The 23,608-nt window shown below is 59.2% G+C and carries 24 protein-coding genes and 1 pseudogene; 15 read left to right on the top strand and 10 right to left on the bottom strand.

What is annotated here, in order from left to right:
* The first annotated feature begins 93 nt into the window (after positions 1 to 93).
* Both QK296_RS10650 and QK296_RS10645 read left to right on the top strand, forming a co-directional pair.
* The gene (locus QK296_RS10650; RefSeq protein WP_003194980.1) at positions 94 to 927 is read left to right on the top strand and encodes an EamA family transporter; all 834 of its coding nucleotides are present in this window, start codon (positions 94 to 96) and stop codon (positions 925 to 927) included.
* Positions 928 to 956: 29 nt separating this feature from the next.
* Positions 957 to 1,343 carry an MAPEG family protein gene (locus QK296_RS10645; protein WP_003194977.1) on the top strand — a complete coding sequence of 129 codons (387 nt, stop codon included), beginning with the start codon at positions 957 to 959 and terminating at the stop codon, positions 1,341 to 1,343.
* A gap of 136 nt (positions 1,344 to 1,479) precedes the next feature.
* Here QK296_RS10645 and QK296_RS10640 read toward each other — a convergent pair whose 3' ends face one another.
* Positions 1,480 to 2,673 (bottom strand): MltA domain-containing protein, encoded by a 1,194-nt coding sequence (locus tag QK296_RS10640; protein ID WP_003194974.1) that lies wholly within the window; start codon positions 2,671 to 2,673, stop codon positions 1,480 to 1,482.
* 129 nt (positions 2,674 to 2,802) lie between these two features.
* On the opposite strand from QK296_RS10640, the gene QK296_RS10635 reads away from it, so the two are divergent.
* Positions 2,803 to 3,252, top strand: coding sequence for a cytochrome c (locus QK296_RS10635; protein WP_003194972.1), 450 nt, complete (start codon positions 2,803 to 2,805; stop codon positions 3,250 to 3,252).
* A gap of 6 nt (positions 3,253 to 3,258) precedes the next feature.
* Here QK296_RS10635 and QK296_RS10630 read toward each other — a convergent pair whose 3' ends face one another.
* The 5 genes from QK296_RS10630 to QK296_RS10610 all read right to left on the bottom strand — a co-directional run bounded on the left by QK296_RS10630 (position 3,259) and on the right by QK296_RS10610 (position 8,222).
* On the bottom strand, positions 3,259 to 3,654 hold the full coding sequence (locus QK296_RS10630) for a DUF1090 domain-containing protein (protein WP_003194970.1): 396 nt from the start codon (positions 3,652 to 3,654) through the stop codon (positions 3,259 to 3,261).
* Positions 3,655 to 3,693: 39 nt separating this feature from the next.
* Entirely contained in the window at positions 3,694 to 5,358 is a 1,665-nt protein-coding gene (ligB, locus tag QK296_RS10625; protein ID WP_282390896.1) for an NAD-dependent DNA ligase LigB, read from the bottom strand.
* Positions 5,359 to 5,453: 95 nt separating this feature from the next.
* On the bottom strand, positions 5,454 to 5,804 hold the full coding sequence (locus QK296_RS10620; protein ID WP_034133965.1) for a DUF1090 family protein: 351 nt from the start codon (positions 5,802 to 5,804) through the stop codon (positions 5,454 to 5,456).
* Positions 5,805 to 6,016: 212 nt separating this feature from the next.
* Positions 6,017 to 7,207, bottom strand: coding sequence for a methionine adenosyltransferase (metK, locus tag QK296_RS10615; RefSeq protein WP_003194964.1), 1,191 nt, complete (start codon positions 7,205 to 7,207; stop codon positions 6,017 to 6,019).
* A gap of 19 nt (positions 7,208 to 7,226) precedes the next feature.
* Positions 7,227 to 8,222, bottom strand: coding sequence for a metalloregulator ArsR/SmtB family transcription factor (locus QK296_RS10610; protein ID WP_003194962.1), 996 nt, complete (start codon positions 8,220 to 8,222; stop codon positions 7,227 to 7,229).
* A gap of 260 nt (positions 8,223 to 8,482) precedes the next feature.
* On the opposite strand from QK296_RS10610, the gene tkt reads away from it, so the two are divergent.
* The 8 genes from tkt to QK296_RS10570 all read left to right on the top strand — a co-directional run bounded on the left by tkt (position 8,483) and on the right by QK296_RS10570 (position 16,509).
* Entirely contained in the window at positions 8,483 to 10,480 is a 1,998-nt protein-coding gene (gene tkt / locus QK296_RS10605; protein ID WP_169855691.1) for a transketolase, read from the top strand.
* Between the two features lie 138 nt (positions 10,481 to 10,618).
* Entirely contained in the window at positions 10,619 to 11,674 is a 1,056-nt protein-coding gene (epd, locus tag QK296_RS10600; RefSeq protein WP_003194958.1) for an erythrose-4-phosphate dehydrogenase, read from the top strand.
* Positions 11,675 to 11,691: 17 nt separating this feature from the next.
* Complete coding sequence (locus QK296_RS10595; protein ID WP_003194956.1) at positions 11,692 to 12,855, top strand: phosphoglycerate kinase; 1,164 nt, start codon at positions 11,692 to 11,694, stop codon at positions 12,853 to 12,855.
* Between the two features lie 31 nt (positions 12,856 to 12,886).
* Positions 12,887 to 13,114, top strand: a complete 228-nt coding sequence (locus QK296_RS10590) for a hypothetical protein (RefSeq protein ID WP_003194953.1) — start codon at positions 12,887 to 12,889, stop codon at positions 13,112 to 13,114.
* 61 nt (positions 13,115 to 13,175) lie between these two features.
* Positions 13,176 to 13,508 (top strand): MliC family protein, encoded by a 333-nt coding sequence (locus QK296_RS10585; protein ID WP_034133963.1) that lies wholly within the window; start codon positions 13,176 to 13,178, stop codon positions 13,506 to 13,508.
* A 276-nt stretch (positions 13,509 to 13,784) separates the two neighbouring features.
* Positions 13,785 to 14,849, top strand: coding sequence for a class II fructose-bisphosphate aldolase (fba, locus tag QK296_RS10580; RefSeq protein WP_003177554.1), 1,065 nt, complete (start codon positions 13,785 to 13,787; stop codon positions 14,847 to 14,849).
* A 144-nt stretch (positions 14,850 to 14,993) separates the two neighbouring features.
* The gene (locus QK296_RS10575; protein WP_032879008.1) at positions 14,994 to 15,245 is read left to right on the top strand and encodes a helix-turn-helix transcriptional regulator; all 252 of its coding nucleotides are present in this window, start codon (positions 14,994 to 14,996) and stop codon (positions 15,243 to 15,245) included.
* Positions 15,238 to 16,509 (top strand): type II toxin-antitoxin system HipA family toxin, encoded by a 1,272-nt coding sequence (locus QK296_RS10570; protein WP_094773899.1) that lies wholly within the window; start codon positions 15,238 to 15,240, stop codon positions 16,507 to 16,509. Before QK296_RS10575 ends, QK296_RS10570 begins: the two co-directional genes overlap by 8 nt.
* A gap of 304 nt (positions 16,510 to 16,813) precedes the next feature.
* Here QK296_RS10570 and QK296_RS10565 read toward each other — a convergent pair whose 3' ends face one another.
* From QK296_RS10565 to QK296_RS10555, 3 genes and pseudogenes are all read right to left on the bottom strand, one after another.
* Entirely contained in the window at positions 16,814 to 17,392 is a 579-nt protein-coding gene (locus QK296_RS10565; protein ID WP_137204181.1) for a hypothetical protein, read from the bottom strand.
* 238 nt (positions 17,393 to 17,630) lie between these two features.
* Positions 17,631 to 17,928, bottom strand: a pseudogene (locus QK296_RS10560) (fructose-bisphosphate aldolase).
* Between the two features lie 160 nt (positions 17,929 to 18,088).
* Complete coding sequence (locus QK296_RS10555) at positions 18,089 to 18,754, bottom strand: polysaccharide lyase family 7 protein (protein ID WP_094773898.1); 666 nt, start codon at positions 18,752 to 18,754, stop codon at positions 18,089 to 18,091.
* A 312-nt stretch (positions 18,755 to 19,066) separates the two neighbouring features.
* On the opposite strand from QK296_RS10555, the gene QK296_RS10550 reads away from it, so the two are divergent.
* From QK296_RS10550 to QK296_RS10540, 3 genes are read left to right on the top strand one after another with little or no spacing between them, the layout of a single operon-like run.
* Positions 19,067 to 21,172 (top strand): EAL domain-containing protein, encoded by a 2,106-nt coding sequence (locus QK296_RS10550; RefSeq protein WP_094773897.1) that lies wholly within the window; start codon positions 19,067 to 19,069, stop codon positions 21,170 to 21,172.
* A 42-nt stretch (positions 21,173 to 21,214) separates the two neighbouring features.
* Complete coding sequence (locus tag QK296_RS10545; RefSeq protein WP_003194942.1) at positions 21,215 to 21,715, top strand: M48 family metallopeptidase; 501 nt, start codon at positions 21,215 to 21,217, stop codon at positions 21,713 to 21,715.
* 17 nt (positions 21,716 to 21,732) lie between these two features.
* Positions 21,733 to 22,029, top strand: coding sequence for a winged helix-turn-helix domain-containing protein (locus QK296_RS10540; protein ID WP_056782952.1), 297 nt, complete (start codon positions 21,733 to 21,735; stop codon positions 22,027 to 22,029).
* Positions 22,030 to 22,126: 97 nt separating this feature from the next.
* Here QK296_RS10540 and QK296_RS10535 read toward each other — a convergent pair whose 3' ends face one another.
* A complete protein-coding gene (locus tag QK296_RS10535; RefSeq protein WP_169855692.1) occupies positions 22,127 to 22,579 on the bottom strand; it encodes a GNAT family N-acetyltransferase in 453 nt (150 codons plus the stop codon).
* Positions 22,580 to 22,776: 197 nt separating this feature from the next.
* Between QK296_RS10535 and QK296_RS10530 the strand changes: the two genes are divergently transcribed.
* Positions 22,777 to 23,514, top strand: a complete 738-nt coding sequence (locus QK296_RS10530) for a transporter substrate-binding domain-containing protein (protein WP_098950155.1) — start codon at positions 22,777 to 22,779, stop codon at positions 23,512 to 23,514.
* The last annotated feature ends 94 nt before the right edge of the window (positions 23,515 to 23,608 follow it).

Here is a 23,608-nt window from a genome sequence, read left to right as displayed (position 1 = left end):
GGAGGGGGGGGAATATAGGCGCACGAGGTGCGTTGAGTCGGGGTTTAGTATAAACAGGTGCTGTTACATGACGTATCAATTAAGGAGGTTCGGGTGGTAGCGACAGCCCTGGTGCTGGTAGCGGCGCTGTTGCATGCGACGTGGAACACCTTGATCAAGTTCAGTGGCGAGCGCCTTTTGGTTATCGCCTGCATGGACAGCGTGGCGCTGCTGTTCGTGGTAGTGGCGGTGGGGTTCGTGTCCTTGCCGCCGTTGGACATCTGGCCGTGGATCGCGGCCTCGGCGCTGTTTGAATTGCTCTATCGCTATTTATTGATCCAGGCCTATCGGGTGGGGGACCTGGGCCTGGTGTATCCGTTGATGCGCGGTTTGTCGCCGCTGGTGGTGCTGGTGCTGACCCTGGTGTTTGCTGGCGAAGTGCTGAGCACCCAGCAGATTCTGGGGATCCTGCTGATCCCGTTCGGCATGGTGTGCCTGTTGTGGCAGGGCGGCGGCGGTGACCGGTTGCCCTGGTCGATGCTGCCGGTGGTGTTGTTGATCGGCCTGTGCATCGGCTGCTACACCTTTCTGGATGGGCAGGCGCTGCGTCGCTGGGCGCACCCGCTGGATTACCTGGTGTGGCTGACGCTGGTCAGCGCGTGGCCGTTTCCGTTGCTGGCCCTGGTGCGCAAGCGGGCAGCCTTCAACCTGTTCTGGCGCACCCAGTGGCGGTTGGGCTTGAGCGTGGGGCTGTGCGTATTGTTGAGCTACGCTTTGGTACTTTGGGCCATGCAGTTGGGCTCGATTGCCGAAGCTGCTGCGCTGCGGGAAGTCAGTGTGATCCTGGTGGTGCTGTTCGGCATGCGTTACTTGAAAGAACCTTTTGGCCGTCCACGGCTCATAGCCTGTGGGTTGGTGTTGATTGGCATGTTGGTGATGAAACTCTAACCGTCGGATAAAACTAAAAGGAATCGGTGATGACAGTCGCTTTATGGTGTGTGTTGATCGCAATTTTTCTGCCGTACATTTGCACCGGTGTGGCCAAGTTCAGTACAGGCAAGTTCGGGCCACGGGATAACCACGACCCGCGTGCCTTCCTCGATAGCCTGGAAGGCGTCGCCAAGCGTGCGCATAGCGCGCAACTCAACAGTTTCGAAGTGACCCCTGCGTTTGCCGCCGCAGTGATCGTTGCGCACCTGGCCGGCAACGCCGACCTGGTGACGATCAACGTGCTGGCAGTGCTGTTTATCACCAGCCGCCTGCTGTACATCATCTGCTACCTGGCGGACTGGGCGATCTTGCGTTCGCTGGTATGGGCCGTGGGTATGGCGTTGATTGCGAGTTTCTTCTTCGTCTCGATGTAAGAGGGGGCGGCAAACCCGACTGTAGGAGCGAGCTTGCTCGCGAAGAACGTCAACGATAACGCGTGCTTGCTGAGTAAGCGCGGCGCCTGTGAGTTTTTCGCGAGCAAGCTCGCTCCTACAAAAAACCCAACGGTCGTCAGGTGCCGGCAGGCGCATCCGGCACCTGGGGCAATGCCGCACCTTTGGGCCACAGCATCCAGATCTGCCCTTGCTGTTTCATATTCCCCGCCAACTCGCCTGCGGCATTGCCTGTGCCCCAGAACAAATCTGCGCGCACTTCGCCGGTGATTGCGCCGCCGGTATCCTGGGCTGCGACCGGGCGTGCCAGTGGCGTGCCGTCTGGTTTGGTGGTCGACAACCACAACAGGCTGCCCAGCGGAATCACCTTGCGATCCACCGCCACACTGTAGCCGGCGGTCAATGGCACGTTCAGCGAACCACGCGGGCCTTCGTTGCTGTCGGGGCGGGCGCTGAAGAATACGTAGCTGGGGTTGCTCGCCAGCAGTTCTGGAATGCGCTGCGGGTGGGCCTTGGCCCAGGCGCTGATGGCGCCCATGGTCACGTCTTCTTTTTTCAGCTCGCCTTGTTCCACCAGCCAACGGCCGATAGGGCGGTACGGGTAGCCGTTCTGGTCGCCGTAACCCACACGCAGTTGGCGCCCGCCGGCCAGTTGAATACGCCCCGAGCCCTGGATCTGCAGGAATTGCAGGTCCATCGGGTCGGTCAGCCAGGCGATCGGCTTGGCGGTGGAACCTTGGCTGTTGAGAGTGCTGGCATCGTCATACGGTTTGAGCACGCGGCCTTCCAGGCGACCGCGCAGGCGCTTGCCCTTGAGTTCCGGGTAGATGCTCTCGAGGTTGACGATGATCAGATCATCCGGCACGCCGTATACCGGCACGTGGGCGGTGGCGGTCTTGGTCAGGCTGCCGGGGTAGACCGGCTCGTAATAACCCGTGATCAAGCCGTTTGGCGTGTTGTTGGCCGAGCGCAGGCCGAAGACATCCAGGTGTTCCTTTAGAAAGCCGCGAACCGCCACGGCATCGCCCGGTACGCTGGCCGCGGCCGCGCAGGTCGCGCCCCAGATCGGGTCGGCCTTGAGGCGCTGGCAGGCGCTGCGCCAGGATTCAAACCCGGCGAGCAAGTCACTGTCGGAAACGCTCGGCAGGGCTTCCCACGGTGCGCTCACATAGGTGGCAACGGCGTGAGGTTTGGTTGGCTCCTGGGCAACTTGTTTGCCGGGGTCTTTACCGCCATCGCAGCCGGCCAGTAGCGCGAACATCGGCAGAGCCCACGCCAGGCGCCGGCCCCAGGGTTTGAAGGTGACATTCATGTAGGTAGTTCCTGAAACGATTGCCCGTGCTTCACTGCATCCGGGCAACCCTTATTATTAATAGGGCTATTGGTCTTTGTAGGCGGTGCGAGGATACTGGCCGCCGTTTCCCGTGACCTTGAAGCCATGATGATGTTAAAAAAATTGACTGTTGTATTGCTGGCCTGCCTGGCGGTGTCTGCCTGTGGCGGTGTTGACCCCAATTCTCCCTTGGGCCAGCGCAAGGCGATCTTCAAGCAGATGCTCAAGACCGGTGAAGACTTGGGCGGCATGCTCCGCGGGCGTATCCCATTCGATGGCGCCAAGTTCGCCGAGGGTGCGGTCAAACTGGATGCGTTGTCCCACGAGCCGTGGAAACATTTCCCGAGCGTGCGCGAAGAAGACCACACCAGTGCCAAAGATGATGTGTGGCAAAAACAGGCGCAGTTCCAGCAACTGGCTCGCGACCTTGAGGCGGCCACCGGTGAATTGGTGATCGCCAGCCAGGTGCAGCCTTATAAAGCCAGCAACCTTCAACCTGCGGTGCAAAAAGTTGAAGATGCCTGCAGCGCCTGCCATAAACAGTTCCGTGATCATTGATCGGTTTTACTGGTCGAGTTCTTCCACCGCGTCTTGCAGCTCTTTGCGCGATTCGGCCAGCTTCTCCTTACGCTTGTTGATCTTGTCCGGATCACCCTTTTTCATGGCCTTGTCGAGGTCGGCCTGACGGCGGCTGACTTCATGCTTGGCGTCGAGCACCTTGTTTTCACGTTCTTTCTTCAAGCTGGCATCGGTGCAGTGGGCGGTGACTTCGGCCAGGGCTTTTTCCAGGCCGGCCTGTTGGTTGATGTTGCCGTGGGCCTTGGCCTGTTCGATCTGGATGCTGATGGCCTGGCGTTTGGCGGCGCAGCCTGTGAGCGGTTGCGCGTCTTCGGCGGCCAACAGTGGCGTGCTCATGAAGCCTGCGACGGTCAGCAAGGCAAAGGGGGCGAGAAATTTCATATAAAGCTCCAAGTTCGCAATCAGGTGGCCGGGTGGTGTTCAAAACCCATCTACCCCGGCTGCGCGTAATGTTTCAGCCATGGCTTGTACCTGCGGGTCACGAAAAAAAGCGCTGAGTTGCGCTGCGCGTCCCGGGCCGATGCCATCTGAGGCCAGCCAGGCTTGGGTGTCTTTGGCGACCAGCGTCTGCCAGTTGCCTTCCAGGTTGTTGCGCGCCGCTGGCGGTATGCCCAAGGCGCAGAGCCATTGTAAAAAAGGGCGTTGCCGGGCGCTTTGAATACTGTCGAGCACCCGCGCACGGGTACGCTCGCCTAACCCCTCAATGGTAGCAAGCTCGGCCGCATCCAGGGTTAACCAATCGAGAAAGCCTGCGATTAGACCCGCCTGGATCAATACGTTCCAGGTTTCACGGCCCATATGGGGCAAGGCCAGGCCGTGTTTGCCGCTCAACCAGGTGAGGCGGGCGAGCAGTTGATCTTCGCAGCCGGGGTCCAGTTGCCAGCAGCTCAAGGCGTGGAAGTCTTGAGGGTCGGGTACCTGCATGTCCACGCGTGTCTTGTTGCGCAGGATCACCTCGTCCAGTCGCGGTATCACCTGGCCCGCCAGGCTGATCGACACATGATCGCCTGGGCGGATATCCAGGGCTTGCCAGCGCTTGAGCGAGCTGGCGCTAACCCGGCTGATCTGCCGATCATCCAGCCGTACGGGCTCCAGTTCGAGGATTGGAGTAATGCGCCCAGTGCGCCCCACCCTGAACTGAACGTTGCGCACCAGCGCCAGTGCCTTGATGGCCGGGTACTTCCAGGCAACCGCCCAGTAAGGCGCACTGGCTTGCCAGCGCTCGGCGGGTGCCCGCGCAGCCTGGTGCAGCACCACGCCATCGCTGGCGAAGGGCAATGGCGCGTTGTACCAATGGGTACGCCAATGCGCAGCTTCGCTGATGGTGCCGACGGGCTGGCTGTACTGTTGACTGTCGGTGAACCCCCAGCGCGCCAGGGTGGCCAGGCGTTCGGTGAAGTCCGCCGGGCCGTCGGGCCACGCCCAGACGAACAGGCCGATCCCGGCAGCTTCGGCATCGTTCAACTGGCGACGGTTCATCAGGCCGGCCACTTTGCTGCGCGCATTGAGCCCGCCCTTGAGCGATTGCACATGGTGGTTGAGGCGCCAATAGAGTTCGCCTTGCAGCACCACATCAACGGCGTCGGGCAACTGTTGGACAATGCCGGGGATCTTGGCGGCGGAGGCTGACCAGTCGTGACCCAGCAGGCCGTCGCCTCGAGATATGAGCTGGTGCAAGCGGCCCTGGCGATACACCAATGTCACCGCGACGCCATCGACCTTGGGTTGGACCCAGACATCCGGTCGAGTGCTGAGCCAGTCACTGACGGCCGGCTCGCTCGGCAGCTTCTGCAAACCCGTGTGCGCGACCGGGTGACGTAAGGTGCCGCGCGCCCTGGCCAGTGGGTTATCAGCCTTGGGTGTCTGCTGGCGGGCGCATTCCTGCCAATGCGCCAGGCGTGTGCGGGCCTGGTCGTAGAGCTCGTCGCTGATCAGCGATTGGCCCTGTCGATGGTAGCTGTCGTCCCACTGCTGGATTTGCCTGGACAAGGTTTCCAACTGTGAGTGAACGTCATCGGGGCAGGCTTCGGCCCAGGCCCAGGGCGGCAGGGTGCTTAGGAGAACAGCCAGTAATACGCGCATCATGAGCATCCTTGCTCGAAAAGGGTGCCCAGCCTAAGTGATCCACGCGCCCACAAAAAAGCCCCGACCGAGCGGGGCTTTTTACCGGGTATTTCTGTTTACTTGAACAGGCCGCCCAAGGCCTTCACAGCGTCGTTGTTTTCAGCCTTGGCCTGCTGCTTTTGCTGCTTGGCGTCGACTTTTGCCTGGCTGTCGGCGAGTTTGTTGCAAGCTTTGTTGACCTGCTCCAGCGCAGCCTCGTAGGCCCGCACTTTCAACAGATCGTTCTTGGCATTGGCCGCGTCGATCTTGGCTTGCAGGTCTTTGGGTTGCTGCTGGCAGTCGCCGGCATTGCCGCCACCGAGCTGGGCACTCAGGGCGCCGCTCAGCGCGTTCAGGTCAGCGGCCTGGGCTGGCAGGGTGAACAGGCTGAGCAGAAGGGCGGCAGGGGCGAGTGTGCAAATGCGCATGAAAACCTCAATGTTCGATTGCCTGCGCGCTTATCCATCCCGGGCGGGCGCAGTGCAATATCCAAGTAAGGTGAAGGGCCCGAGAGGGCGCGGATTCTAGTGGGCCATCATTTGGCCTGCAAGCCTTGGATCCAAAAAAGCCCGAAGTGGCCGTGCAGACAACAAAAAGCCCCGCCAGGCAGGCCTGGCGGGGCTTTATTTACCGCGAACGATTACAGGCCGGCGGCGGTACGCAGGTCGTTGGCGCGGTCGGTTTTTTCCCAGGTGAAGGTGCTGAAGGTGTCATCGCCCACAGTCTTCTGCGCAGGGGTACGGCCGAAGTGGCCGTAGGCTGCGGTTTCCTGATACATCGGGTGCAGCAGGTCGAGCATGGTGGTGATCGCGTAAGGGCGCAGGTCGAAGATCTCACGTACCAGCTTGACGATCTTGTCATCGCTGATCTTGCCGGTGCCGAAGGTGTTCAGCGAGATCGACGTAGGCTGGGCCACGCCAATGGCGTAGGAAACCTGAATTTCGCAGCGCTCGGCCAGGCCGGCAGCGACGATGTTCTTGGCTACATAACGACCGGCGTAAGCGGCAGAGCGGTCCACCTTTGAAGGGTCCTTACCGGAGAACGCACCGCCGCCGTGACGAGCCATGCCGCCGTAGCTGTCGACGATGATCTTGCGGCCAGTCAGGCCGCAGTCGCCCACCGGGCCACCGATGATGAACTGGCCGGTCGGGTTGATGTGGAACTGGGTGTCCTTGGTCAGCAGTTCGGCAGGCAGCACGTGCTTGACGATCAGCTCCATTACGCCTTCACGCAGGTCGGCGTAGGACACGTCCGGGTTATGCTGGGTCGACAGTACCACGGCGTCGATGCCCACCACTTTGCCGCCTTCGTAGCGGCAGGTCACCTGGGACTTGGCGTCCGGGCGCAGCCAAGGCAGCACGCCGGATTTGCGCGCCTCGGCTTGCCGTTGCACAAGCTGGTGCGAGAAGGTGATCGGCGCGGGCATCAGCACGTCGGTTTCGTTGCTGGCGTAGCCGAACATCAGGCCCTGATCGCCCGCGCCCTGGTCTTCTGGCTTGGCGCGGTCAACACCCTGGTTGATGTCCGGGGATTGCTTGCCGATGATGTTCATCACGCCACAGGTCGCGCCGTCAAAGCCAACGTCGGAGCTGTTGTAGCCAATGTCGGTGATCACGTCACGCACGATCTGCTCCAGGTCAACCCAGGCAGTGGTGGTGACTTCGCCGGCGATGATCGCCACGCCCGTTTTCACCAGCGTCTCGCACGCCACACGGGCGAACTTGTCTTCAGCGATGATAGCGTCCAGCACCGCGTCAGAAATCTGGTCGGCGATTTTGTCCGGATGCCCTTCAGACACGGACTCGGAGGTGAAAAGGGAGTATTCGCTCATCTCGATGTTTTCCTGATATTTACCGATGGTGAGTGTCGCCAGCCGGTCGCTGAAAATGGCGGACCTGAATCTGGAAACCATTACGTAAACCTACATAGAGGCTTTCCCCGGGAACGAGTCCCGCAGCGGTGGCCCAACGGGCCAGATCGTCCTGTTCAAAACCCAGCCAGAGATCACCGCAGGCCTCCTTGGCCCAATTCTGGTTGTGGCTGCATAAATCCGTAACCAGCAGGCTACCGCCGGGGTGCAGCAACCCGGCCATTTGCTTGAGGGCTTCCGCCGGTGCGGCGAAATGGTGCAAGACCATGTTCAGCACCACGCAATCGGCCCGCAGGCCGGTGTCACTCAGGGCGTCGGCCAACTGCAGGCGCACATTGCCCAGGGCTTCGCGCTCACAGAGTTGGCGCGCCAGTTCAAGCATCGCCGGGCTGTTATCCAGCGCGGTGACCTGCTCGAAGCGGCGCGCCAGTTCGGGCAGGAAACCGCCGTCGCCAGGGCCGACTTCCAAGGCCGTGGCTTCTTCACTGAAGCTCAGCTTGTCCAACAGCGCCAGTACGCTTTCGCGGTACTGGGCCAAGCCGGCGATCAGGTCCTGTTGGGCGCGAAACTTGTCGGCCACCCGTGAGAAAAAATCCTGGCTGGCGGCGGCGCGTTGCCCGTGCACCTGGCCGATGCGCGACTGCACATCACCGGGCAGGCACAAGTTGTCCACTTCGTCGAGCAGGGCGGCGTGCAACTTGCCGCCAAGCAGTTCGGTATGGGGCAGGGCACGTCGGTAGAAAATCGCATTGCCTTCGCGACGGGTGGCCACCAGGTCGGCCTGGGCCAGCACCTTCAAATGGTGGCTCATGCCGGACTGGCCGATGGCGAAGATCTGCGCCAGCTCCAGTACCCCGAAAGAATCGTTGGCCAGTGCGCGCAATACGTTCAAGCGCAACGGATCGCCAGCGGCCTTGCACAAGGCAGCCAGTTCATCGCCGTCGTCAGGACGCAGGGAGGGCACGGGTAGGTTCATAAGGCCAGCAGTCTAGTGACGGGTGTAGATCCCCGCAAGGCCAATATCAAAAAGTTTTGATATTGATCGATAAGTGGCGGTTATAAGCCATCGCTATAACCTTTAGACGAACCGGTTAAAGGTTTCTGCAAGGGATTGGTGCCCAAAGCATAGGAAAAACGCCCACAAGTGACTATCTGTCATTGCCCGCAGGCGGTGGCTGAGGGAAAATGCCGGTCCTTTTTTCCGTTTCTTTATAAGCAAACTCCAGGAGATCAGCGATGCCCAGCCGTCGTGAGCGTGCCAACGCCATTCGTGCCCTCAGCATGGATGCCGTGCAAAAAGCCAACAGCGGCCATCCCGGTGCCCCGATGGGCATGGCGGATATCGCCGAGGTACTTTGGCGTGACTACCTGAAACACAACCCGAGCAACCCTTCGTTCGCCGACCGTGACCGCTTCGTGCTGTCCAACGGTCATGGCTCGATGCTGATTTATTCGCTGCTGCACCTGACTGGCTACGACGTCACCATCGACGACCTCAAGAGCTTCCGTCAGCTGCACAGCCGCACCCCGGGCCACCCGGAATTCGGCTACACCCCAGGCGTTGAAACCACCACCGGTCCCCTGGGCCAAGGCCTGGCCAATGCGGTTGGTTTCGCCCTGGCGGAAAAAGTCTTGGGCGCGCAGTTCAACCGCCCTGGCCACGACATCGTTGACCACCACACCTACGTATTCCTGGGTGATGGCTGCATGATGGAAGGCATTTCCCATGAAGTCGCTTCCCTGGCCGGCACCCTGGGCCTGGGCAAGCTGATTGCCTTCTACGATGACAACGGCATCTCCATCGACGGCGAAGTCGAAGGCTGGTTCACCGACGACACACCAAAGCGTTTCGAAGCCTACAATTGGCAGGTGATCCGCAACGTCGACGGCCACGATCCGGAAGAGATCAAGACCGCCATCGACACCGCTCGCAAGAGCGCGCAGCCAACCCTGATCTGCTGCAAGACAACCATCGGTTTCGGCTCGCCGAACAAGCAAGGTAAAGAAGACTGCCACGGCGCCCCACTGGGTGACGCGGAAATCGCCCTGACCCGCGAAGCGCTGAAGTGGAACCACGGCCCGTTTGAAATCCCGGCCGACATCTACGCCGAATGGGATGCCAAGGAAAAAGGCCTGGCAGCCGAAGCCGAGTGGGACCAGCGTTTCTCGGCCTACTCCGCCGAATTCCCGGAATTGGCCAACCAACTGGTGCGCCGCCTGGCCGGTGACCTGCCTGCCGACTTCTCGGAAAAAGCCTCGGCCTACATCGCTGAAGTCGCGGCCAAGGGCGAGACCATCGCCAGCCGTAAAGCCAGCCAGAACACCCTGAACGCCTTTGGCCCGTTGCTGCCTGAGTTCCTCGGCGGTTCGGCTGACCTGGCCGGTTCCAACCTGACCCTGTGGAAAGGTTGCAAAGGTGTCTCGGCCGAAGACGCCAGCGGCAACTACATGTACTACGGCGTGCGCGAGTTCGGCATGAGCGCCATCATGAACGGCGTTTCCTTGCACGGCGGCCTGGTGCCTTACGGCGCGACCTTCCTGATGTTCATGGAGTACGCACGTAACGCTGTACGTATGGCCGCGCTCATGAAGAAGCGCGTGATCCACGTCTACACCCACGACTCCATCGGCCTGGGCGAAGACGGCCCGACGCACCAGCCGGTCGAGCAACTGACCAGCCTGCGCACCACGCCGAACCTCGATTGCTGGCGCCCAGCCGACGCGGTGGAATCCGCCGTGGCCTGGAAGCACGCCATCGAGCGCAAGGACGGCCCTTCGGCGCTGATCTTCTCGCGTCAGAACCTGCAACACCAGGTGCGTACCGACGCGCAGATCGCCGACATCAGCCGTGGCGGTTATGTGCTCAAGGACTGCATCGGCGAGCCGGAGCTGATCCTGATCTCCACCGGCTCCGAAGTGGGCCTGACCGTTCAGGCGTACGACAAGCTGACCGCGCAAGGCCGCAACGTGCGCGTTGTGTCCATGCCCTGCACCAGCGTGTTCGAAGCCCAGGACGCCGGCTACAAGCAATCGGTATTGCCGTTGCAGGTCAGTGCGCGTATTGCCATCGAAGCGGCTCACGCCGACTACTGGTACAAGTATGTGGGCCTGGAAGGCCGCGTGATCGGCATGACCACCTACGGTGAGTCGGCGCCGGCGCCAGCCTTGTTCGAAGAGTTCGGTTTCACCCTGGAAAACATCCTGGGTCAGGCTGAAGAGTTGCTGGAAGACTAAGTCAGTCTGCGTTGTTTGTACTGGCGCCATCGCGGGCAAGCCCGCTCCCACATTTGGATCACGGTCCACTGTGGGAGCGGGCTTGCCCGCGATGGCGCCAGTACATTCATCACTGAGCTAACCTTGATCGAGAACCCCATGCCCCAACCGCGTCCCTACAAAGTTGCACTCAACGGCTACGGCCGCATTGGTCGTTGCGTCTTGCGTGCTCTGTTCGAGCGAGGGGCGGCGGCCGGGTTTGAAATTGTCGCGATCAATGATTTGGCCGACATGGCCAGCATCGAATACCTGACACGCTTTGACTCCACCCACGGCCGCTTCCCGGGCGAAGTGCGGGTTGAAGGCGATTGTCTGCATATCAATGGCAACTGCGTGCAAGTGTTGCGCAGTGCCACCCCCGAAGGCATCGACTGGAAAGCACTGGGCGTCGACCTGGTGCTGGAATGCTCCGGTGTCTATCACACCCGTGCCGATGGCCAGCGTTTCCTCGACGCCGGCGCACCGCGTGTGCTGTTTTCCCAGCCGATGGCCAGCGAGGCGGATGTCGACGCCACCATCGTCTACGGCATCAACCAGGATTGCCTGACCGGCGATGAGCTGCTGGTGTCCAACGCGTCGTGTACCACCAACTGCAGCGTGCCGTTGTTGCGCCTGCTGGACCAGGCGATCGGCCTGGATTACGTGTCGATCACCACGATTCACTCGGCGATGAACGACCAGCCGGTCATCGACGCCTATCACCACGAAGACCTGCGCCGCACCCGTTCGGCGTTCCAGTCAGTGATTCCGGTGTCCACCGGCCTGGCGCGTGGCATCGAGCGACTGCTGCCGGAACTTGCCGGGCGAATCCAGGCCAAAGCCGTACGGGTGCCGACGGTGAACGTGTCTTGCCTGGATATCACCATGCAAACCGTGAGCGACACTGACGCGGCCGAGGTCAACCGGATCCTGCGCGACGCCGCCACCAGCGGCCCGCTCAAAGGCCTGTTGGCCTACACCGAGTTGCCCCACGCCAGTTGCGATTTCAACCATGACCCGCATTCGGCGATTGTCGATGCCAGCCAGACCCGCGTTTCCGGCCCCAGGCTGGTGAACATCCTGGCCTGGTTCGACAACGAATGGGGCTTTGCCAACCGCATGTTGGATGTTGCCGAACACTATCTGCACATCGCTTCTAAACAACCTCAACAGTAATTCAGGAACTGCGACCCATGACCGTGTTGAAGATGACCGACCTCGATCTGCAAGGTAAGCGCGTACTGATCCGCGAAGACCTCAACGTCCCCGTCAAGGACGGTGTTGTCACCAGCGATGCGCGAATCCTGGCCTCGCTGCCGACCATCAAGCTGGCCCTGGAAAAAGGCGCGGCCGTGATGGTCTGCTCCCACCTGGGTCGTCCGACCGAAGGTGAGTTCTCTGCCGAAAACAGCCTCAAGCCTGTCGCCGAGTACCTGAGCAAGGCCCTGGGCCGTGATGTGCCCTTGGTCGCAGACTACCTGGGCGGCGTGGACGTGAAAGCCGGCGATATCGTGCTGTTCGAGAACGTGCGCTTCAACAAGGGCGAGAAAAAGAACAGCGACGAACTGGCCCAGCAATACGCCGCCCTGTGCGACGTGTTTGTGATGGACGCGTTCGGCACCGCCCACCGCGCCGAAGGGTCGACCCACGGCGTGGCCAAGTTCGCCAAGGTCGCCGCGGCTGGCCCGTTGTTGGCTGCCGAGCTGGATGCATTGGGCAAGGCCCTGGGTGCTCCGGCCCAGCCAATGGCCGCTATCGTTGCCGGCTCCAAGGTCTCCACCAAGCTGGACGTGCTTAACAGCCTAAGCCAGATCTGCAACCAACTGATCGTCGGCGGCGGCATTGCCAATACCTTCCTGGCTGCTGCCGGCCACCCGGTGGGCAAGTCCCTGTACGAGCCAGACCTGCTCGACACCGCCCGCGCCATCGCCGCCAAGGTCAGCGTGCCGCTGCCGGTAGACGTGGTAGTTGCCAAGGAATTCGCGGAAAGCGCCGCCGCTACCGTCAAGCTCATCGCTGACGTGGCCGACGACGACATGATCCTGGACATCGGCCCGCAAACCGCGGCCAACTTCGCCGAGCTGCTCAAGGCATCCCAGACTATCCTGTGGAATGGCCCGGTGGGCGTGTTCGAGTTCGACCAATTCGGCAACGGCACCAAAGTACTGGCTAAAGCGATCGCTGAAAGCTCGGCGTTCTCCATTGCTGGCGGCGGCGATACCTTGGCGGCTATCGATAAATATGGCGTGGCTGATCAGATCTCCTACATTTCTACCGGTGGTGGCGCTTTCCTCGAATTCGTCGAGGGCAAGGTGTTGCCAGCCGTGGAAGTGCTGGAAACCCGAGCCAAAGGTTAAGGCTCGCGTGATCAGGAAAAGGAGCGTTCCCATGATCAAGTCGTTGGCACTGGTGATTGCAGCGGGCCTGTTGGCCGGCTGCGGCAGCACACCCAGCGCGGCGCCCGAGGCGGATAACGCCAAGGCACCGTTGAGAAAAAGCTGTTACCAGGCTGACTGGCAAGCCGAGACCATGCCGGTGATCAACAAGCGCATCGGCAACGAACGGTTGGAGAAATACGACTCCGCGCCAAACGGTCAGGAACAGGGTTGCCCATGACGGGTCTGATCCATTAACCGACAGCAACGGCGGCCCATAGACCGCCCTGCGAGGATTGGCAATGAAAGGCGTTTTCGCCCTGGCAGCCCTGGCTCTGTTGGCCGGCTGCAGCAGCATGAACCTGTTCGACAAGGCAGAACCTGCCGACAAATGGACCACCTGGACCTGCGACAGCAAGGCCGAGGTCAACTGGCGCTTTGCCAACCCGGCCCGCTCCGAAGTGGATGTACGCCTCGGCGGTTCGGACCAGGTTTACCGGCTCAAGCAAGAGGTAGCCGCCTCCGGCGTGCTGTATAGCGACGGCCAATTGGCGTTTCACACCAAAGGTGAGGAAGGCCTGGTTTACTGGGTGGCGACAGATGATTTGATTGGGCGCGGCTGCAAAGCCCAGTGAGAATGCGATCTGAAGTCCAATGAGATCAAAATGTGGGAGCTGGCTTGCCTGCGATTGCGGTGGGTCAGCAAAGCCAATATCGACTGGCTCGCCGCCATCGCAGGCAAGCCAGCTCCCACATTGACCTGCTTCACAGTGGCATTAGCGCTAGGCCACACCAGCAATAACGATTCAGCAGCACAAGGCTCAACCCCTTGATCTGCAATAACTTGAATAGCAGCCGCCGCTACGGCAGGCTTGCACGATTAACGACCCTCGACCGGGAGAGACAACACAATGGCACTTATCAGCATGCGTCAAATGCTGGACCACGCAGCCGAGTTCGGCTACGGCGTCCCAGCCTTTAACGTCAACAACCTTGAGCAGATGCGCGCCATCATGGAAGCCGCTGACAAGACCGACTCCCCAGTGATCGTCCAGGCTTCGGCCGGTGCGCGCAAATACGCTGGCGCCCCGTTCCTGCGTCACCTGATCCTCGCTGCGATCGAAGAATTCCCGCACATCCCGGTGTGCATGCACCAGGACCACGGCACCAGCCCTGACGTGTGCCAGCGCTCGATCCAACTGGGCTTCAGCTCGGTAATGATGGACGGCTCCCTCGGCGAAGACGGCAAGACTCCAACCGACTACGAGTACAACGTACGCGTGACCCAACAAACCGTGGCCATGGCCCACGCCTGCGGCGTATCGGTTGAAGGCGAGCTGGGCTGCCTGGGTTCGCTGGAAACCGGCATGGCCGGTGAAGAAGACGGCATCGGCGCCGAAGGCGTGCTGGACCACAGCCAGATGCTGACCGACCCGGAAGAAGCCGCCGACTTCGTCAAGAAGACCCAGGTCGACGCCCTGGCCATCGCCATCGGCACCAGCCATGGCGCCTACAAGTTCACCAAGCCACCTACCGGCGACGTGCTGGCCATCGACCGCATCAAGGAAATCCACAAGCGCATCCCCAACACCCACCTGGTGATGCACGGTTCTTCCTCGGTACCGCAAGAGTGGCTGGCGATCATCAACCAGTACGGCGGTGACATCAAAGAAACCTACGGCGTACCGGTTGAAGAAATCGTCGAAGGCATCAAGTACGGCGTGCGCAAGGTCAACATCGACACCGATTTGCGCCTGGCGTCCACCGGTGCAATGCGTCGCCTGATGGCCACCAACCCGAGCGAGTTCGACCCGCGTAAATTCTTCGGTGCTACCGTGACGGCGATGCGTGATGTGTGTATCGCACGGTATGAAGCGTTTGGTACGGCCGGTAATGCCTCGAAGATCAAGCCGATCTCGTTGGAAGCGATGTACCAGCGGTATTTGAAAGGTGAGTTGAACGCTAAGGTGAACTGAGCCTCAAGCGTTTAACTAAAGAAGCCCGCATCGCTGCGGGCTTTTTTGTGGGTGCCGATTTCTCCAGACGTAAGGTGATTGAAATGTCCGTCATAAGGGACATAATCAGATTAATTTAGTTAAAAGTTCGATATAGGTGACATTTTGCTCATCACGACCCCTCCAGCTTTTGGCGAGCGGCTCAGGCAACTACGCCGGGCGAAGCAATACAGCCAGCAGCAACTCGCGGAAAAAGCGCGGTGCAGTCGCAAGACCATCATCGACCTTGAGGCAGGGGAAAATGTCGCGATGTACACCGCCTTCAGGGTGATTACTGCGCTAGGCATGGCGCTGGAAGTGGTTGATCGGCGTATTGATCTCAAATCGCTTGCCGAACTGGTAGAGCACGATGAGTAAGATCAAACGGCTCAACGTCGCTGCTCCCCAAGGCATTAGCGGCGAACTGTCCAAAGGATCGCAATTTTCCTTCGCCTACGCGTCGGCTGAGTCGCCTCGTGAAGTATCGTTGGTAATGCCTTATGACCCGACACCGGCGGTCAGTAATGTTCTGCATCCGATTTTTGATATGAATGTGCCAGAAGGCTTCCTGGCTGATCAAATCAAGCGACGGATGGCCAAGCATATGCAGGTGGACGAAATGCGCTTGCTGTCGGTCATTGGAGGCAACCAGATTGGTCGGCTGAGTTATGAAAACCCGATAGAGGCGTCCATGCCTGTAAAGGCTCAGGTCGGGTTACAGGAGATTCTGTCTGCCGATACCTCCCAAGGCGTATTCGATTTTCTGGTCGACACCTACTTCGAGTCCGGAATTTCGGGGGTGCAGCCGAAAGTATTGGTACCTGATCTGGACAAGTTGACGGGCAACCGCAAAACCATGCTCAGCTCTGACCTGATTGTAAAATCCGGCGCAGATGAATATGCCCACTTGGCGCAAAACGAATTCCTCTGTTTGGAAGCCGCTCGCCTTGCCGGGTTGGAAACGCCGCGTTTCTGGCTGTCCGACAGTGGTGATTTATTTGTTATGGAGCGCTTCGATCTGACCCCCTCGGGCAGGTTGGGGTTCGAAGACATGGCGGTGCTGCTGGGGCTGAACAAGGACCCCCACGACAACTACAAGTATTCCCAAAGCTACGAAACGCTCGCTGCAGTGATTCGCCAGGTGTGCCAGCAGGGCGATGTACTGCGTGAACTTGAACGCTTTTTTTCCTCTGTTTGCTTGTCAGTCATGGTGCGCAATGGCGATGCCCACTTGAAAAATTTCGGCGTGCTCTATACCCATCCGGGAGCCCTCGAAACGGTGCAATTGGCGCCTGTGTTCGATGTGACAACGACCACCGCCTATGAGCATTACAATCCAAAATCCGGCCAGGCATTGGTTGACCGTAGCCTGGCCATCAAAATGAACAAAGTGAAGGCGTACCCCGATCGTCAACAGCTGATTGAGTTCGGACGCAAGCACTGTGGTATCGCAGCCCCAGGTGTCATTATTGAACGCATCGCCGAGGCCATGTCCCAGGCGCTGAGTGCGCATCAGGCGCGAATGGATAGTGAGCTTTTTTCAACGATGCAAAAAGAGTGGGACGCGGGCCGTGCCATGGCGCTTCACGATTCGGTGGCGCTGGGTATGCGACGCAGACCGGTGGTAAAACCATTGCACTGAGGTCTGTGAAAAAACCGTAGCTTTAACAGGTAATGGTCGACGTATTGAAAGAAGGGGTTACGATATCCTCGGGTTAAATATATCTGTTCCTTGCACTAAATAAATTCGTCCCCTTTATTCTCATATGTAATGTCAGCTAGAGCCAGTATTTCGTAGCAGTTTTCGCAAAATTTATATATGTATGACATCGCTTAGATTGAACGGTCGGTGGTGGAGGCGAGATATTGAAATCAAAAAAACCCGCACTGGTGCGGGTTTTTTAAAGTGCTCGGTATAGTTGCTTGAGTGTAAAGTAAATATTTTTTCAAACTTCTTCTGGGTTGCCTACGTAAGGTACATTTGTTTCTACAATCTCAAAATTAAACGGAATTGATTTTTTTCCTCCATGTGTAACAAGATAGGAGTGCGAGAATGAGTGGTCACATGCTACGTAGTCGTAGTCCTGAATCAGCCCCCGATTACTTTGGATACAAAGCTCCTTGCTGGTGGCGCCTGGGAAATCATCAAGCGTCAGTACCTGGTTATGATTATTTGGATCTACCAAGTTGAATGATATTCCGTTTTCTGCAGCTAATAGCCAACCATTTGATTGATCTAGCACTTTTCCATAGTGCGGCCCTTGCTCACGAACATAGATGACGTATTTGCCATCTCTGTAGCGAAAATACAAGAGCTCACCCTCGTTTGCGTATAGTTTATTGTTCAAGCATAAGTATTGGCTTGGCTTTAGGCCTGCAAAACCCTTAGTGCCATCAACCGTAACTAAGTGACCTCTGAAATATCCAGTAACCGGCTCTGCATATAATGAGAGCTCATAGAAGCAAACAGCATAGTTGTTATATGATAGGCGTGCAGTAAACGATTTTTGGCGATCGGTGCTCATGGCTTTGTCTCTCTAAAAGTGGTGATCATTGTAATCGTGTGCAGACTGTTTGTGATGTCTGCAAAATAATAGTAAGTTGTTTTATCTGATGGGGTACCTGTGAATATTGACAGTTATTTATAGTTTTTTGTTATTAGCGATATTCCATTGCGTATTTTGATTTTGTGATTTTGATAGCAGGTGAACGCTGCCGGTCGATTTTTGCTCGCCGAAAACCCACAAGAGTGCGGTTTGTTGTTCAGCTTGCCGAGAAAGTATCGAGACCACGGTATTTCAATGACTCGAAACACATCACTCACGTCCTGCACCAGAATACGTGCGGTATTGGCCACGTTGTTCAGGTCTCGCTCGGCGAAATCCGGCAGGCTGTAACAGGCCATTAGGTTTAGGTGTTCCAGAGCCGCGTTGAGACGTTCGCGCAGGCAGGCGTGGAGGTCGAGCAGTGGGGCTTCGCTGTCGATCAACAGCACAGGGTAGTCGGTGGCGGTTTCGGTGCAAGGGCAGGAGCCACACCGCACCTTGAGCTGACGCACAATCAATGTGGGAACCGGGCTTGCCCGCGATGGCGGTGTGTCAGGCACCGAGGAGAGTGGCTGATGCGCCGCCATCGCGGGCAAGCCCGGCTCCCACAGGGGGCAGCGGGGTGTTTAAGGTGTTGGGTTTATCCGGGAAAAATCCTGTGCATCGCGGGACGTTTCACTCGTGATCAATATCCAACTTCGCAAACGTCACCCGCGCGCCCTCATTGGTATCGCCCGAATTGTCCTGCACGTACACCCCCGCCTTGAAGTACAGCGGCTTGTCGCCCCAGGCCGCGCCAATCCGTTCATTCCACTCGCTGTCGGCGGCATACACACTGAGCAGCCCGGCTTTGTTGAGGTTGATCACATAGGTGAAGCTTTTCTCCAGCGGCACGTTGGAGGCAACGATGATCACCCTGCTTTCGGCCTCGTCCGGGCGCATGCGCACTTTGACGACGATGTTGCCGGTCTGGGTTTTTTCCTTGAATTGGTACTCCAGCTTGATTAACGGTTTCTGGCTGTCGTAGGCGTGGATCTGGCCGATCACGATCTTGCCGGAGGAGGGTACCTGGTTGACCGCCAGGGTGGCGCGCAGGAAGTTGTCGGCCTCGGGGTAGGTCCAGTTGCGCAGGCGGCCGTCGGCGTAGGTTTCGCGCAGTTCGCTGCGTGGGTAGATGGCGTTTTCGGTACGCGAGCCCGTCACAGGTGTCCAGAACTGCACGTCGCTGTCTTTGGCCTGGAAGTATTGATCGTTGAAGCCGCTCAGTAGCCTTGGCGTTTCAATGGTTGTGGGTGGGGAGCCGACCGGAATGCTCAGGTTCCAGGTGGAGAGGTCGATCATGGTGTTGGCCTTTTTACAGAGGGTGAAGGCATTGGCCCAAAGGGCCTTCCAGGTTCTTTATAGGCGGTGCTGGTGAGATTGTTAAACAATTGCTGGCAATTTATTGGCGTCAGCGAAATGTCAAAAAGCCATGTTGCCCGTGAACCGCGGGCTACAGGGCCTTACCGTTAGTCGGCTTCCTGGCCTTTGGCACAATGATGGCGCCCACGTCACTTCTGCTTTTTTAGAACCACGGCTAGAGTGAGCCCTCAGTGTTTATCCGGCCTTTGTAACAAAAGTGACCGGTGTAGCTCCCTAAGGAAGAGACGTAGCATGGATGGCGCTCCACAACACGACGATGCAATTTCGGTTCTGTTGGTGGTCGATGACTACCCGGAAAACCTCGTCAGCATGCGTGCGCTGTTGCAGCGTGACGATTGGCGTGTGATCACCGCCGCGTCTGGCCTGGAGGCCCTGGAGTTACTGCTGGCCCACGACGTCGACCTGGTGCTGCTGGACGTGCGCATGCCGGGCATGGACGGCTTCGAGGTCGCACGCCTGATGCGCGGCAGCCAGCGCACGCGCATGACGCCGATTATCTTTCTGACCGCCACCGCCCATTCGCCCGACGCGATACTTGAAGGCTATGCCAGCGGGGCGATCGACTACCTGTTCAAGCCCTTTGACCCGCATATCCTCAAGCCCAAGGTGCAGGCGTTGCTGGAGCACCAGCGCAATCGCCGTGCCTTGCAGCGCCTGAGCCATGATCTGGAATTGGCCCGTGCCTTTAATGCCTCGGTGCTGGATAACGCCGCCGAGGGCATTCTGGTGGTGAGCGAAGCCAGCGTAATCGAGTACGCCAACCCGGCGATCTCGCGGCTGTTGAATGCAACGATGGCTGAGTTGCAGGGCGAGAGTTTCCTCAGTTTCCTGCAAAAACCCCATGTGCCAGCCTGGTTGGGTTTCCCCATGTACGAGGCGTATCGCCGGGGCGAGACGTGGCGCCAACACGACGCCATTTTGCGTACCGGTCGGGGCCAGCAGGTGCCGGTGGCGTTGTCCTGCGCGCCCTTGCCTGCCGAGCAGAAGGCAATGGTGGTGACGGTGCTGGACATGTCCGAAGTAAGGCACCTGCATCAGCAGCTTGAGTTCCAGGCCGTGACCGACCCGCTGACCGGGCTGCTGAACCGGCGCGGTTTCCATCAGGCAATGGAGAACACCTTGCTGCGCAGCGAACGTAGCGAGCAGGCGCTGGTATTGCTGTACCTGGACCTGGATGGCTTCAAGCGGGTCAACGATACGCTGGGCCATGACGCCGGGGATCGCGTGTTGCGTTGGGTCTCGGAGCAAATGCAGGCGTGCCTGCGTTCCTACGACATTCTGGGGCGCATGGGCGGAGACGAATTCACCGCCTTGCTGGAGCTGGAGTTTCCCGAGCAGGCCGCGAAGATTGCGGAAAAGCTCATCGAGCGGGTGTCTGTGTGCCAGCAGGTCGATGGGTTGGAGGTGATGCTGGGGGTGAGTATCGGCATCGCGACCTTCCCGGATTGTGGCTCGGACTTGGGCGGCCTGCTGCGGGCCGCGGATATTGCCATGTACGAAGCCAAGCGCGCCGGCCGTCAGCAGTATCGTTACTACGACCAGGAAATGAACGGCCGCGCCCGCTCGCGGTTGATGCTGGAAGACAGTGTGCGCACTGCCATTGCGAACAAGGATTTCACTTTGGTGTACCAGCCTCAGGTCTGCCTGGAAGACGGGCGCTTGCGCGGCGTCGAGGCGCTGTTGCGCTGGCAACATCCCAGCGTCGGCGATGTGCCGCCGGGCCTGTTCTTGCCGCTGCTGGAAGAGGCGCGGTTGATCAACCAGTTGAGTGCCTGGATCTACCAGCAAGTCGCTGCCCAGCGCCAGGCCTGGCAAGCCACCTTCGACCCCGAACTGGTGTTGAGCGTGAGCCTGAGCGGCAGCCAGTTCAACATGCCCAACCTGGTTAACCAACTGCAGCAGGTGCTGGAACGGCATGGGTTAGAGGGGCGGCAACTGGAGGTGGAAATCGGCGAGGACTGCTTGATGAGTAATCTTGCCGAGTCTACCAAGCAACTCCAGTTACTGCGCCGGATCGGGGTGCGGATTGCCCTGGACGATTTTGGCTGCGGCCAGTGCTCCCTGGCCCATTTGCGCGACCTCAAGTTCGATACCCTCAAACTTGACCCTCAACTGGTGGCGCGCCTGCCTGGCTCGGCGCGGGATGCGGCGATGGCGCGCAGCATCATCCAACTGTGTGAGCATTTTGGTGTGCTGGTGATCGCCGAAGGCGTGGAGACCCTTGAGCAAACACAGTGGCTAAAGGCCAATGGCTGCGCGTATATCCAGGGGCCGTGGGCGGCGCTGCCGTTGATGGCCGAAGACGTTGCCGGCTGGTCGTACCCTCGCACGCTTTGAATTCGCTACACTGGCGCCCGTCCCAATTGCGTTGCCGAGCCCATGACCGCGTTGAAATACCTCCAGGCCTACCCCGCCGCGCTCCAGGAGCAAGTGCGCCAACTGATCGCCAAGGACCAGTTGGGTGCGTACCTGGAACAGCGTTACCCCGAACGCCATGCGGTGCAGAGCGACAAGGCCCTGTACGCCTATGCCCTGGCCTTGAAGCAGGAGCACCTGCGTAACGCGCCGTCTATCGACAAAGTGCTGTTCGACAACCGCCTGGACCTGACCCATCGTGCCTTGGGTTTGCACACCACGATTTCCCGGGTGCAGGGCGGTAATCTCAAGTCCAAGAAAGAGATCCGCATCGCTTCGCTGTTCAAGGAAGCGGCCCCGGAGTTTCTGCGCATGATCGTGGTACACGAGCTGGCGCACTTCAAGGAGTCGGACCACAACAAGGCGTTCTACAAACTCTGCCAATACATGATGCCGGGCTACCATCAGGTGGAATTCGACCTGCGTGTGTATCTCACCTGGCGTGATTTGCAGGGCAAGCCCTAACCCCAAGGCGACTGACCATGGATGTGAGCAAGACCAAAAGCAGCTTCTACCGCCGCCTGTACGTGGCGTACCTGATCGACAGCCAACTGGCCAGCAGCGTTCCGGCGTTGACCGAGGCCACGGGCATGCCCCGGCGCACTGCCCAGGATACGATTGCGGCGTTGGCCGACCTGGATATTGTGTGTGAATTCGAGCAGGAGGACGGTGCGCGTAACCATGCCGGGCGCTATCGGATTCGGAATTGGGGGGCGATTGATCGGGGGTGGATCGAGGCTAATCTGGCGTCGATCAAGCAGGTGTTGGGCTATCCCTGAGTTTAGCGGTGGCAGGGCTGACGCTATCGCGGGCAAGCCCGGCTCCCACAGTTGAATGCGTTCCAATGTGGGAGCTGGCTTGCCTGCGATGGCGCCCTCAGAGGCGGCGCATACCGATATGGGGAATATCGTCCTCCAGGTATTCTTCGCCCGCCACCACAAACCCATACCGCCCGTAATACCCCTGCAGATGCGCCTGAGCTGACAGAAAGATCGGTGTCTCGGGCCAGATTTCTTCAATTTGCTTGAGGGCCTCTTCCATCATCGTGTGCCCCAACCCGGTGCCGCGTGCCGATGGCGCAACGATCACCCGGCCAATCACCACATCGCCGCCCTGGGACTCCGGGTCCAGCAGGCGCAGGTAAGCCACCAGTTCGTTATCTTGCCAGGCCATCAGGTGATGGGTATCACCCGCCAGGTCCTGCCCGTCGATGTCCTGATACGCGCATTTCTGCTCGACGACGAATACCTCGCTGCGCAAACGAAGGAGGGCGTAAAGCTGGTCCTTGCCCAAGTCGTTGTGATGTTTACAAACCCAATCAACCGTCATGATGTGTGCTCTTATAAAGACGTGCCTGGATAGTAAGCGGGACGGGCGCCGCTGTCTAAAATTGGCAAATGTGTGAATGGCGTCAATTTGCCATCATTCAGTGCGTGCGCCGTTGGCTGCTTTGTGTAATCTGCAATGCAAGCTTATTGATGAGCTACTGTTATCAGGCCACCGCCTGCCCGCCAAGGACTTTGAGCATGCCGCGATTGACTCGTGCCGTTGCTTTGATCGCAGTGCTGTTGCTGGCCCAGCCGGTGCTGGCACAGCGTCTGCGTCTAGTGGCGGATGGCTGGCCGCCGTTCACCGATGCCACCTTGATCAATGGCGGCCTGGCCACGGATATCGTCAGCACGGCCCTGGCCCGTGCGGGGTACGCCAGTGATTTTGAACAGGTGCCTTGGGCTCGCGCGCTCAAGGGCGTGGGGGATGGGCGCTACGATGTGCTGATCAACGCCTGGTACGACGAGGCCCGCACGCAGTTTGGCCAGTTTTCTGCTGAGTACCTGCTTAACCGCGTGCGCTTTCTCAAGCGCAGCGACGATGACATCGCTTATCAAAGCCTGGCCCAACTGCGCGACGAGACCATCGCCGTGGTACGCGGTTATGCCTATTCGGCGGCGTTCGATCAAGACACCCAGCTACAGAAAGTACCCGTGCACAACTTCGCCATGGCCGTGCGCATGCTCGCGGCGCGGCGGGTGCGGTTGACGCTGGAAGACGAATACGTGGCGCGTTATTACCTGGCTCGGGAGTCGCCGCGGGTGCGCAATACCGTGGCGTTTGTGGGCAAGCCGCTGAGTGAGAACAGCCTGCATATTCTGGTCAGTTTGAAGAACCCCGAGCATGCGCAGATTGTCGCCAGCTTTGATCGGGAGATTGCCAGGATGAAGGCTGATGGCAGTTATGCGCGGTTGATGAAGGCGCATGGGATGTAGCGTGCTTGCGGGCCTCATCGCGGGCAAGCCCGGCTCCCACATTTTGCCCGCATTCTTATGTTGGAACTCGGTCAAATGTGGGAGCTGGCTTGCC

This window comes from Pseudomonas sp. AL10 (genome assembly GCF_029960685.1).
GTDB lineage: Bacteria > Pseudomonadota > Gammaproteobacteria > Pseudomonadales > Pseudomonadaceae > Aquipseudomonas > Aquipseudomonas lactis.
Note: the sequence above shows the minus strand (reverse complement) of the source record. Positions and strands in the feature narration are given on the sequence as shown.

Coding starts and splice junctions, on each gene's coding strand:
- QK296_RS10645 (WP_003194977.1), top strand. CDS start 957: ATGACAGTCGCTTTATGGTGTGTGTTGATCGCAATTTTTCTGCCGTAC.
- QK296_RS10640 (WP_003194974.1), bottom strand. CDS start 2,673: ATGAATGTCACCTTCAAACCCTGGGGCCGGCGCCTGGCGTGGGCTCTG.
- QK296_RS10635 (WP_003194972.1), top strand. CDS start 2,803: ATGATGTTAAAAAAATTGACTGTTGTATTGCTGGCCTGCCTGGCGGTG.
- QK296_RS10630 (WP_003194970.1), bottom strand. CDS start 3,654: ATGAAATTTCTCGCCCCCTTTGCCTTGCTGACCGTCGCAGGCTTCATG.
- ligB (WP_282390896.1), bottom strand. CDS start 5,358: ATGATGCGCGTATTACTGGCTGTTCTCCTAAGCACCCTGCCGCCCTGG.
- QK296_RS10620 (WP_034133965.1), bottom strand. CDS start 5,804: ATGCGCATTTGCACACTCGCCCCTGCCGCCCTTCTGCTCAGCCTGTTC.
- metK (WP_003194964.1), bottom strand. CDS start 7,207: ATGAGCGAATACTCCCTTTTCACCTCCGAGTCCGTGTCTGAAGGGCAT.
- QK296_RS10610 (WP_003194962.1), bottom strand. CDS start 8,222: ATGAACCTACCCGTGCCCTCCCTGCGTCCTGACGACGGCGATGAACTG.
- tkt (WP_169855691.1), top strand. CDS start 8,483: ATGCCCAGCCGTCGTGAGCGTGCCAACGCCATTCGTGCCCTCAGCATG.
- epd (WP_003194958.1), top strand. CDS start 10,619: ATGCCCCAACCGCGTCCCTACAAAGTTGCACTCAACGGCTACGGCCGC.
- QK296_RS10595 (WP_003194956.1), top strand. CDS start 11,692: ATGACCGTGTTGAAGATGACCGACCTCGATCTGCAAGGTAAGCGCGTA.
- QK296_RS10590 (WP_003194953.1), top strand. CDS start 12,887: ATGATCAAGTCGTTGGCACTGGTGATTGCAGCGGGCCTGTTGGCCGGC.
- QK296_RS10585 (WP_034133963.1), top strand. CDS start 13,176: ATGAAAGGCGTTTTCGCCCTGGCAGCCCTGGCTCTGTTGGCCGGCTGC.
- fba (WP_003177554.1), top strand. CDS start 13,785: ATGGCACTTATCAGCATGCGTCAAATGCTGGACCACGCAGCCGAGTTC.
- QK296_RS10570 (WP_094773899.1), top strand. CDS start 15,238: ATGAGTAAGATCAAACGGCTCAACGTCGCTGCTCCCCAAGGCATTAGC.
- QK296_RS10565 (WP_137204181.1), bottom strand. CDS start 17,392: ATGAGCACCGATCGCCAAAAATCGTTTACTGCACGCCTATCATATAAC.
- QK296_RS10555 (WP_094773898.1), bottom strand. CDS start 18,754: ATGATCGACCTCTCCACCTGGAACCTGAGCATTCCGGTCGGCTCCCCA.
- QK296_RS10550 (WP_094773897.1), top strand. CDS start 19,067: ATGGATGGCGCTCCACAACACGACGATGCAATTTCGGTTCTGTTGGTG.
- QK296_RS10545 (WP_003194942.1), top strand. CDS start 21,215: ATGACCGCGTTGAAATACCTCCAGGCCTACCCCGCCGCGCTCCAGGAG.
- QK296_RS10540 (WP_056782952.1), top strand. CDS start 21,733: ATGGATGTGAGCAAGACCAAAAGCAGCTTCTACCGCCGCCTGTACGTG.
- QK296_RS10535 (WP_169855692.1), bottom strand. CDS start 22,579: ATGACGGTTGATTGGGTTTGTAAACATCACAACGACTTGGGCAAGGAC.
- QK296_RS10530 (WP_098950155.1), top strand. CDS start 22,777: ATGCCGCGATTGACTCGTGCCGTTGCTTTGATCGCAGTGCTGTTGCTG.